The sequence below is a fragment of the Planococcus sp. RAB007_Raresut genome (genome assembly GCF_057369535.1).
Genome location: NZ_JBXYIF010000004.1, coordinates 89,757 through 100,418, shown reverse-complemented (window position 1 = coordinate 100,418; position 10,662 = coordinate 89,757). Strand labels below are relative to the sequence as shown.

7 protein-coding genes are annotated in these 10,662 nt (G+C 37.8%); 6 read left to right on the top strand and 1 reads right to left on the bottom strand.

What is annotated here, in order from left to right:
* Position 1 precedes the first annotated feature (1 nt).
* From AC2Q9J_RS09395 to AC2Q9J_RS09385, 3 genes are all read left to right on the top strand, one after another.
* The gene (locus AC2Q9J_RS09395; protein WP_341201697.1) at positions 2-652 is read left to right on the top strand and encodes an acetyltransferase; all 651 of its coding nucleotides are present in this window, start codon (positions 2-4) and stop codon (positions 650-652) included.
* 12 nt (positions 653-664) lie between these two features.
* Positions 665-1,849, top strand: coding sequence for a DegT/DnrJ/EryC1/StrS family aminotransferase (locus AC2Q9J_RS09390; RefSeq protein WP_499039288.1), 1,185 nt, complete (start codon positions 665-667; stop codon positions 1,847-1,849).
* Positions 1,850-2,005: 156 nt separating this feature from the next.
* The gene (locus AC2Q9J_RS09385) at positions 2,006-3,001 is read left to right on the top strand and encodes a hypothetical protein (protein WP_499039287.1); all 996 of its coding nucleotides are present in this window, start codon (positions 2,006-2,008) and stop codon (positions 2,999-3,001) included.
* Positions 3,002-3,138: 137 nt separating this feature from the next.
* Here the strand turns inward: AC2Q9J_RS09385 and AC2Q9J_RS09380 are convergent, their stop codons facing one another.
* On the bottom strand, positions 3,139-4,326 hold the full coding sequence (locus AC2Q9J_RS09380) for an O-antigen ligase family protein (protein WP_499039285.1): 1,188 nt from the start codon (positions 4,324-4,326) through the stop codon (positions 3,139-3,141).
* A gap of 498 nt (positions 4,327-4,824) precedes the next feature.
* On the opposite strand from AC2Q9J_RS09380, the gene AC2Q9J_RS09375 reads away from it, so the two are divergent.
* The 3 genes from AC2Q9J_RS09375 (at position 4,825) to AC2Q9J_RS09365 (ending at position 10,461) form a co-directional block, all read left to right on the top strand.
* A complete protein-coding gene (locus AC2Q9J_RS09375; protein ID WP_499039283.1) occupies positions 4,825-5,916 on the top strand; it encodes an acyltransferase family protein in 1,092 nt (363 codons plus the stop codon).
* Positions 5,917-6,224: 308 nt separating this feature from the next.
* On the top strand, positions 6,225-6,821 hold the full coding sequence (locus AC2Q9J_RS09370; protein ID WP_499039281.1) for a hypothetical protein: 597 nt from the start codon (positions 6,225-6,227) through the stop codon (positions 6,819-6,821).
* Between the two features lie 28 nt (positions 6,822-6,849).
* A complete protein-coding gene (locus AC2Q9J_RS09365; protein WP_499039279.1) occupies positions 6,850-10,461 on the top strand; it encodes an ankyrin repeat domain-containing protein in 3,612 nt (1,203 codons plus the stop codon).
* Positions 10,462-10,662: the final 201 nt, after the last annotated feature.

The following is a 10,662-nucleotide window of genomic DNA, read 5'->3' as shown; positions in this document are numbered from 1 at the left end:
CATGAATGTGATTTTGATAGGCGACAGCGGACATGCTCGTGTAATAGCTGATAATGTTGTTTCCTCTGGAAACAAAGTGATAGCTCGTCTGGATGACAAGTACGAAGAACTTTTCAAAGAAGGCGAAATTTGGCTTGGACCGGTTTCTGAAGTCCACGGCTTAATTGACCAGGAAAATGCTAAAGTTATAATTGCGATTGGGTCTAACCCAATCCGCAAGAAAATTGTCGATCGCCTTGATTTACAGGATTGTCACTACGCTACTGTTGTTCATAAAGAAGCTATAATTAGCCCAAGCGTTTCCATCGGGCATGGCTCGGTTGTTATGCCCGGAGTAATCGTTAACGCGGCTGCTGCTATAGGAAAGCACGTTATATTAAATACTCGTTTGGTGATTGAACATGATTGCCTGGTGGATGATTATGCCCATGTTTCTCCGGGTGCTATGATAACTGGTGGGGTATCGATTCATGAAGGGGTTCATGTTGGGGCAGGAGCAACAGTAATTCCCACAAAGTCGATCGGTCAATGGAGCGTAATTGGGGCAGGATCTGTTGTTATAGATGACATCGAAGAATATTCTACGGCGGTCGGTGTGCCGGCTAAAGTCATAAAAAAAGAATCGAAAACAACAAATGCAGCTAACCGTTAAAAATTAGGAGAGATGGAAATGACAGATCGTATATTTCTTTCTTCGCCTCATATGAGTGGGAAGGAACAAGACTATATTAAAGATGCATTCACAACAAATTGGATTGCTCCTTTAGGACCCAACGTCGATGCATTTGAACGGGAAATTGCTAGTTACGTTAAAATGGAAGATGCTGCAGCTACAAGTTCTGGTACCGCGGCGATTCATTTAGCGCTAGAATTGTTGAACGTTGGAAAAGAAGACACAGTATTTTGCTCCAGCTTAACTTTTGTTGCTAGTGCTAATCCAATACTTTATACAGGAGCTACTCCAGTCTTTATAGATTCTGAAGAAAGTACTTGGAACATGTCTCCAGATGCATTGGCACGCGCAATGAAAGAGGCGCATGAGAATAATAAGCTGCCAAAAGCCGTTATAATCGTAAATCTATATGGTCAAGTAGCTATGATGGATGAATTGATGAATATCTGTAATCATTACGATGTGCCAGTTATTGAAGATGCTGCTGAGTCCCTTGGAGCTTCTTACAAAGGAAAAGCCAGTGGATCTTTTGGCAAGTTCGGTGTTTTTTCATTTAACGGCAATAAAATTATTACAACATCCGGTGGCGGAATGTTAGTATCCAATGATGTTGCTGCATTGAAGCAGTCTCGTTTCCTGGCCACCCAAGCGCGTGATAATGCATTGCATTATCAGCATAGCGTAGTCGGTTATAACTATCGATTGAGCAATATACTAGCCGGGGTTGGACGTGCGCAACTAGAGGTGCTTGACGAGCGTGTTGAAGCGAGGAGAGCTGTTTTTAATCGATATGTGGAAGCTTTTGCAGATATAGACGGAATAGACTTTATGCCTGAACTCGACAATACATATGGAAACCGCTGGTTAACGACATTGACCTTGGATCCTGAAAAGATTAAGGCAACACCATATGAACTTATTGAAGAATTCGCTAAAGAGAACATAGAAGCTCGTCCAGTATGGAAACCGCTTCATCTTCAGCCGTTATTTGAAAATGCTGTGTTCTATTCACACGATCAAAATGGGGCAGTCAGTGAGCGTTTATTTGAACAAGGTCTATGTTTACCAAGCGGATCAAACATGACTGAAGAACAGCAGGGAAGAGTTATTGATAAGTTTTTTGAAGTATTACAAAAAGAAAAGAAAAATCTACAGGCAAGTAGTAAAAGCAATTAACTACAAGCATCTATGACCGGTATCACGGTTATTAGATGCTTTTTTCTTTTGATATAAAAGATCGAGGAGTTAACCTTCTTTTAACCTGGTTTATATATTCTATTCCTACAAAGGATTTTTGTATTAGAATCGACCAATTATTGGAGGGGAAGAGATATGAAAAATCTTATTCTGAACCAAAATTATGGGAAGCTATATGAAGATGTCTATAAGGGGAAATGTGAGGTTTTTGAATTCCAAAACTCCTTGGGATCCGTAAAGCATCTATTTATAAAAAGAGAAGTGCCTAATCCGCTTGAAGGAGTGATTTACTATGATTTAATCACACCTTTCACTTATGGAGGGCCAGTTATTGAAGGATGTAAAGAAGAAGATAAATGGGATTTGATCAATGATTTTCAAAATGAATTTATGATGTATTGCCAGGAAAATAATATCGTTTCGGAATTTATCCGTTTTCATCCATTGCTATTTAATTCGATGGATTTTTTACATTGTTATGAGCTGGATTATGTGGAGGATTCTAGAGGGGTAAAGATATCAAGACACTCTAATCCCGTAACTGAAGGGTTTTCAGTCGATAGCATAGAAAAAATATTAGAAGCTTTTAAACAAGGTTTAAGTTATGAAATATTCCTAAATGAGGATAAAATAGAGGACTTTAATCATTTTTTTGAAAAAGGAAATAGCTATGCAGAACGAAATAGACAAAAATATTTGGAAGGATGTAAACGAGTACTGAAAGATCAAATAGTATTTGTGGAAGTGAGATTGAAGGAAGAAGTCGTAGGAATGGCAATGAGCTTTTTATATGATAGAACTATAACCACTCATTTATTGGTAACTAATGAGCTAGGTGACAGATTTAACGCAGCTTTTGTTCTGCACTATGGATTAACAGTATGGAGTAAGAGTAATGGAATAGAGATAATCCAGTTAGCGGAAAATTGGGTAAATAAAAGTGATGAAGAAAACTTAGCTTTTAAGGAGAATTTTAGTGTACTCTCAGATTATAAGTGTTGTATTGGGAGAAAAATTTGGAATGAAGTAATTTATGGAGAGTTGTGTGAGAGAGCAAAGATTGAAAAGTATATTGATTATTTTCCGGCATTTCGTGCCTCAGCAGAGAATAAAAATGCAGTTGAATATTAATAAGAAGAACCTAAGACTGAGGGATTATCAACTCCAAGTCCTAGGTTCTTTTATATCAAAAAAAAATTAAATAGTTTAGCAGAAATCTAAACATCTTTAATTATACATTTACAGCAAGCAGCAAAATACCTGCAGCCTTATACATTGCGTTGAATATCAGAATGTTTATTTGGAGTACTTATTTTGTGTGAAGATTTACGAATCAGGAATGCAATTATAATCCACATTAAAACAGAGATAATTTCGAACTTGTAAATAAGATGCCCTTCGAAAACCTGTAAGAACAATATTGCAATAAAGTATCCTAAAAGGATTCTGAAATCGAAATCAATTACAGTAGCTTTTCCTATCGCCAAAGCGAGCGTAATAAGCAGAATTCCCACTAATATTAAACCGATAATACCGCCATGGAAAAAAACTTGTACATACAAGTTATGTAAGTATCCATTTAACAACTCGAATTCAATATTATTACCTAATCCAGTCAATATCATGCCATTATTAATAACAACATCTGCAGCGTCTTTCCATATCCAATCCCTGCCATTAAAGACGTTCTCTAAGGTGAATATTTCACTCCGGTAAGTAATAATTTGGCTTAAGCCAGTGTGCTTTATATACATAGCGAAAACCGTTATTATTGGACTAATTAACATCATCGAAGCAATGATATAAAAGGTGTATTTGTGAAAGTATTTAGTAGCGAAAAAAACGAGTCCGACTATAAAGAAAGCTATTACAGCGGCTCTTGATGTTGCTGTATATAAAGTGATAACTAACAGAAGAGTCGAATATATATTAAGAGATCGTAATAGTAAATTTTTCTCTTTAAGATTAATCAAACAGAAGAACAATAGAAGAAAAGCAATTATTCCATTTGAGTTTGCTGCAATTAATTTATTGATAGACAACAAGGTCGGTAAAAAGAATATATTTGCGTAGATAAAGACAAAGACAATCCACATCCGTTTATCTACTATTCTATTCTTGAAAAATACGATTGCAGTAAAAAGCAAAACGATAGTGACGAAGTAAGTGATATATTCAAGTTTTAGCGGTGCATTGCGGTTGATATTCAATACATAATACGTAGCGAATAGTATCAGTGAACCTGAAACGAGTAAGTTGTTCTTATTGGTGATTAACTTTCTATCGATCAAGAGATGATAAATTAATACAATGGAAAGAATTATGATTGGAAAAATTAAAGACTCCTTGCTTGTAAAGTGATGTACAGTGAACTGCATTCCCATGACTATTAGAGTTGCAAATATAACGGCCGTTGCAATGAGTTGTGCAACAGGTCTTACTCTTGTTGAATCCAAATTCTTCACCTCAAAATCAATTTTGCAATCAGGACTCCATTCTATAATTAGAAGGCAGTATTCCAAAATCACACTTTTACTATTATATAACAATTTCTTATACAGTAGAACGGTGTAGTGAAAAACAGTGAAATAGTTAGAATGATAAAGCTCATTATGTGAAAATCCATTAAGAAGAGTATTAAGTATTTTAAAATAACTATCAGAGTTAATTTACATATTGCCTTTTCTTTACTGTATTAATTTAATCATTTTTGCTGAAAAAGCTTGTAAATATAGAAATATTAACCATTATTCATTAGAGAAATACTTTTACCCTGATTTTTTATATCCTTTAATTACCAAGAAAATACTAAAGTTACTTCCATTTTATTAAAAATCGTGGACACTGATGAGGGAAATCTTTATACTATAATAGTGTGTGCAAAAGAATCCGTTCTTCTGACACAAAATAACAACTTAGTGTTCCTTACATAAGTTATACAATGGAGAATGAACGTGAAAAATTTAAATGAAATTAATATCATACGGGCAATCATGTGTCTTGCCATCGTTCTAACGCATTCCATCACGAATTATTTACGCAATGTAGAAGTCGATCAGGCTGCCTACGATCAATATATCCTCTGGATCCGTTTTGCGCTTCTTTGCTCAACCCCGATTTTTATTCTGCTGTCAGAAACTTTGCTTTCCAAAAACTACCCGAGCGGTTTACCAAAAGGTTTTTTCTTGAAACGGATCAAGTTCATTTTAATTCCTTATCTATTAGTCGGTCTGATAGTCAGTTATAGAAGCGCCGGCGGGGACCTGGTGGTATTCATGGAAGTGATCCAGCGCAAAGTGATTTATGGCCAGTGGTACGGTTTCTTTGTCATCGTCATCTTCCAGTTCTATATCCTGCACTGGCTGATCGGGAAATACCTGGCACGCGTCAATCCGATTGGGCCGATCCTGATTTCGTTCGTCATCTCGTTCGCCCATGTCTACTGCTATGTACATATGGAAGCGTACCAGAATTTCATCCTGAACGAATATCCGCTATGGTATAAGACGCATATCTTTACATGGCTGTTCTACTTCATCGTGGCCTTCTACATCGGCCAGTATTACGAGCAGCTCGTCACTTTCCTGACCAATAAAATCTGGGTGCCTATCCTGATGACTGTCGCCAGTTATGGCATCATTGTTTTCAACTACAAAGTCATGGACTATGGAAGAATTTCGAGCGAACGTTACGACATGTTCCTGTTCTCCGTCAGCGTCTTTTTCCTCCTGGTAGCCCTGATCCGGAAATTCAGTTTTGATAACCATACTTTGGTTATGATCAGCAATTTCTCATTCTTTATTTACCTGACACACATGATTTTTCTTCCGTACTTCGTGAAGCTATCCATGACGTTCGGCGATCACTTCTTCAGTTACGTCATCTCGATGGCGTTCCTGACAGTTGCCTCCTGTATTGGAGTGGCCTTCCTGTTGTATCAAAGCAAGTTAACGAGGTATTTTACAGGGAAGATTAAGTATTTGGAGCCGGCTGTGCCTAAGAAGAAGGTGGAGCGGGAGAGAGAGCCTGAATATGTGAATAACTGATTTAAAGAACTAAATGATAAACTGCAAAAAAGCCGTATCCACAACCTAGAAAGGTTGTGGATACGGCTTTTTCATATTAACGATCAAAGGCAATAGCGGCGATTACGAAGTTATAGCTGCTCGAAGAGCAGTTCGTTGAAAGAGAAGAATTAACATGGGCAAAGATGCTTGAAGCATATAAAAATTATAGTTCTTAAGGTAATAGTAAAAAAACACTAGTTAGATGTAAATGTCTTGAAGTATAATAGGTACAGATTTATTCTATTAATTTTATCTGAAAGACTACTATAGACGACAGGAGAGCAATTATGGATTTTCTTAATGCAGCATATCCCCAATCAGCAATAACAAGTGTTTTGAGCAACAGCGGTATTAATTTAAATGGCACCGTTGCCCTGCCATGGCCTGGAGATCAAATGATTCTACTGGATTCGACTGGCAATGCGCTTGGGTATATGGTGCAAAACCAAATGGGCGGCATAACGGTAACGGATGAGCATATGGGTGTGCTGAGTACTTCATCAGAACTTCCCGGCGGCGGTCAATCCATTATGGATGCTACTCACAATCAGCAGGCATTTACTGTTGATAATGCGGCTGGCGCTGATCTGACTTATACGAATGATTTTCAATTAGAGAGTATGTCTTTTGACAGTCCGACTGGAGAAACGGTGTATTACTCTAATGATATGGAATTGTTGGGTGTTACGGAACAGCTGGGGAACTCCACGCAATATAATATCAGCGGCTCATTGACTGAAAACAGCCTTCCGACTTTAACAGAGTATATAAGTGGAACTTTCGCTCATGGTTCAGAAGCAGCTTCGGTGCTGGGCTCAGAATTGCTGATGGATATTGATATGGATTCACTGGATGCGGGATTAGGAATTTTTGATTGGTTATAAAATCTAAGGAAAAGTGATGGAGAATGAGATGAGTAACAAGGGGTATAGCAAGGCGCTAAACGAGCAAGTGCAGAAACTTAAGATCAAACTCACCAAGGACATGAATCAAAAGATTAATCAGCAATTGCAGGATCAGGCGAAAAAGGATGCGGCAAAAGATCTTGAGAAGATCAAGAATGCTATTGATAGACGGATTTTCAATCGCTTGAGTTCAATAGATCAGCAATTGAATGATAAAAGCACAACCCATGATAAACGGAAAAGTTTAGTCAGAGAACTTTCCGTTTTAATTCAGCCAAAGACTTTTTTAGAAGAATTGAACCCTGTCTTGACGGTATCGAATACTTGGAAGACCTACAGTGATTTTTATGAAAAAGTCTCGAAGAATTCGATGTTCTCATCGATATTAAAGAGATACAAGGCAGACAGCAAAGTCTTTCCGTATTACCAGCAGGGACTGCTGGAAAACATGGGTGACTTGTTGAAGGCACTTGAAACCCATGGCCAGCAGCTGAAGAGCCATAATGAGCTAATGCAGGAAATTGCGGCTGAAAGAGGCGATAAGCAATTACTGAATTTTGGTGTTGGCTTAGTGGGAACGTTCATCGCAGGGCCGTTAGGGGGAATAGTCAGCAGAAAAATCTCCCAAGCGATGACCAGCGATGAAGACAGGATCAATTATTCCGGGGGGTTGGTTGATAAAACCTGGGATCAGGTTTACGCCGCTTACCAGAAGCTATTAACGAAACTTGGAAGTGAATACTTTAATATTTACTTCTCGCTTTACGGGGGCTTTGCTCAAAGGGTCAATAGCGATTTAAATAAGTTCGGATACGAAGCTGAAGTTTTTGATGCGGAAGCCATGAGCTTTTCATTCAGGGTAAAAGAGTCTGAAGTGAAAAAAATAGATGTTTGGCTGCAGAAGAATGTTGAGACGTTGGAAGAGGCTTTCCGGAGAAGCCAGCATTCATTTAGCCGGGATCTGTTTCAAAAAATGGAATCGTATGTGAAAAGCAATGTACCTTTTGGTGAAGTTACAATAGACGGCGGGAAAGTGAAAGACAAGGTTGTTGACCTTAAATTTAAGTATATGCTTGCAGTGATTGAAAAGGATTTATGGCAGAAAAAGAACGACGCGGAAGCATTGAAGCAATACATACTGTTATTGGAAAAGATGCCGGTTCAAATTGAGGAGCCTTCAGTTTTTGCAGACGTTCAACTTCCAGCGATGCAGGTAATCGTTTCACGTATGATCCACTTATCCGTTACAGAATTTAAGGAAAAGAAAAAGTCGGTCTTTAATTCTTTCTATCATTACCATTCGCTTCAAAAAGGGGCTATACCAAGTTCCATTCAAATGATGAAGTTGTTTGAACTATTCCATGGTTTAACTACAAACAAAAAACGGGTTTCGTTAAAACTGAGTGATGTGAACTACAAAGCGCTGCGATTGATTTATATGGGTGTGCTTAAGGAAAGGGAATATTCAAAAGATGCCTTTTCTAAGCATTTGAATAAGAAACTCTCTAGAACGAAAACAAAATTGAAGCCTTTGTTCAGTTTCTATGACAGCTATAGGGAAGCCTTTCTAAGATTTAAATTCATACAGCCGAGGTATATTGTTTCTTTCTTTGTGGCTTCATCAATCATGTTGAACTGGGCTTCATTTGCTTCAGCCGGCAAATTCCTGCCGGGAGCTGATGGACTATATTTCAATTTTATTGAGAACAAAACATTCGATACACAATTGGATGTCTATGCCTTGAACAAAGCCGTTATAGCAGACGATAAGCCCCGGATTCTGCAATTATTATCATTAGGCGCTGATCCGAATCTGCTGTTGAATGAAGGTAGCACCCTGCTGGAGAAAGCAGTCCTTGAAGGGGAAGACATAGCATATATTGAAAGCTTATTGTCCTTAGGAGCCGATCCGAATATACGGATCGGGAAAACGCCTGTGATCTTTTCTGTTATCGATACTAAAGATGAAGAACTGGTAAAATTGTTCTTGTCTTTTGGAGCGCAAGCATTCATTGAGGGCGAAAATGGTTACGACGCTTTGGCCTATATCGATTCACTGGGGACTTCAAATGAGTACTATGACATTATGATGCTGTTCCTGGATGAATATGAGAATATGGATGGCTATGTAGTGGAAGGGACAATGCTTAAAAAAGCCCTTGTTGAAAATGATCTGATTGCTTTGGAGAAAATGTTCGATTTGGGAGCAGATGCAAATGCGATGATTGATGATAAACCTGTTCTTTTCCATGCGGTTAGCGCAGGAGCGTCAAAAGAAATATTCGACTTCCTGATTGAAGAAGGCGCGAAAGTCAATGCTGTCAATAAGGATGGAAAAAACCTGCTTGTGTATTTGACCACTCATGTGAAGAAGTCAACTTCATTATACGAATACTTTATCGAACAGGGTGTAAATATAAACAGGCCAGACAACTCGGGGAACACGCCTTTAATTGCAGCTGCCAAAGAGAAAGAAACTGAGCTGATCGACTTGTTGCTGAAGTCGAAAGCAAACCCAAACCTCAAAGATTCAAAAGGTTATACAGCATTGGCTTACGCAATGGATAATGATACGCATTCCACCATTGAAAAATTAGTGCCGCTTACAAAAATTGATGAGGAAGATTATCTGAAGTGGTTAAAAGCTGCTGTCAAAGACGAATATCCAAATTTTGTAAGCCTCTTCCTTGAATTAGAAATGGCGAGCATAATTCCTGAAAAAGATGGACGGAACATGTTGTTCCTATCATTGAAGAATGAAGATTATGCTATTTTATTAGCCTTATTGGAGCATGGTGTCAATCCGAACTTTTTAGATGGGGATAAATTATCGCCTTTGGAGTATGCTCAGGACCATAATCTCGAAAAAATCGAAAAGGCATTGGTGGATAATGGTGCTATAGAAAATTTAGGGTACTTAACGAAGCACGAAGGGTATTGGAAATCCGACAATAATACGATTGCACATGTTTATTCAAAAGACAATCGTTTTATTTTAGAAGAGTACAGTGAAGGGGACTCAACAAAATATACGATTAGTCCGAAACTGGAAATTGAATTAGGAGACAAATCATTAACGATAGTAAAACCTGAGAACATAGAAGGAAGATTAGTGTTTAATGAAATAACTCTTGAATCTGATTCTTATAGCTATTTGGGATACCGACGGATCGAAGAAGAGCAGTTTAAAGAGTATTTGAAAGCACAAGTAGATGAGAAAAAGGAAAAAGAAGCCCAGATACAAAAAGAGAAAGAGGAAGAAGCTGAGATTTTAAGAGAGGAAAATAGAAGAAAAGCGGAAATGCAAGAAGAAAAAGATGCCATCGTTAAACAACTCAATCCTTTAGTTGGCGAGTGGAAAACAATAGAAGGAGAACAGTATGAAGGAAGTGTTAAAGTTACCTGGACTGTAGATGAAGAAGGGGAGCCCATTTTAAAGATGAGTTTTGTTGATTTTCCTTATACACATGAAAGCCATGTGAGACTGAATGATGTGGAATTTAGTAATGGTAATATACGATTTTACGGACCTGTAATTAATGCGAAAATAATAAATAAAAATACTGTTAAGTTCAATTTCAACATCGTCAGGGGAAGTGTTTTTGAGCGAGTGAATTGAAGAATAAGAATTCTGTAGTAAAGATCATTAAACTGATTACTGTAATTGTATTCAAAAGAAGTTGCCTCCGGAAACCTTAAGGGTTTCCGGAGGCAGCTTCTTTAAATTTATCTAGATAATAAATAGTCATAATTGCGCCGGACACAGAAAACAGCTTGGAACTCCTAGTAATTATAAGTAAGTCAATACATCCATCAATTC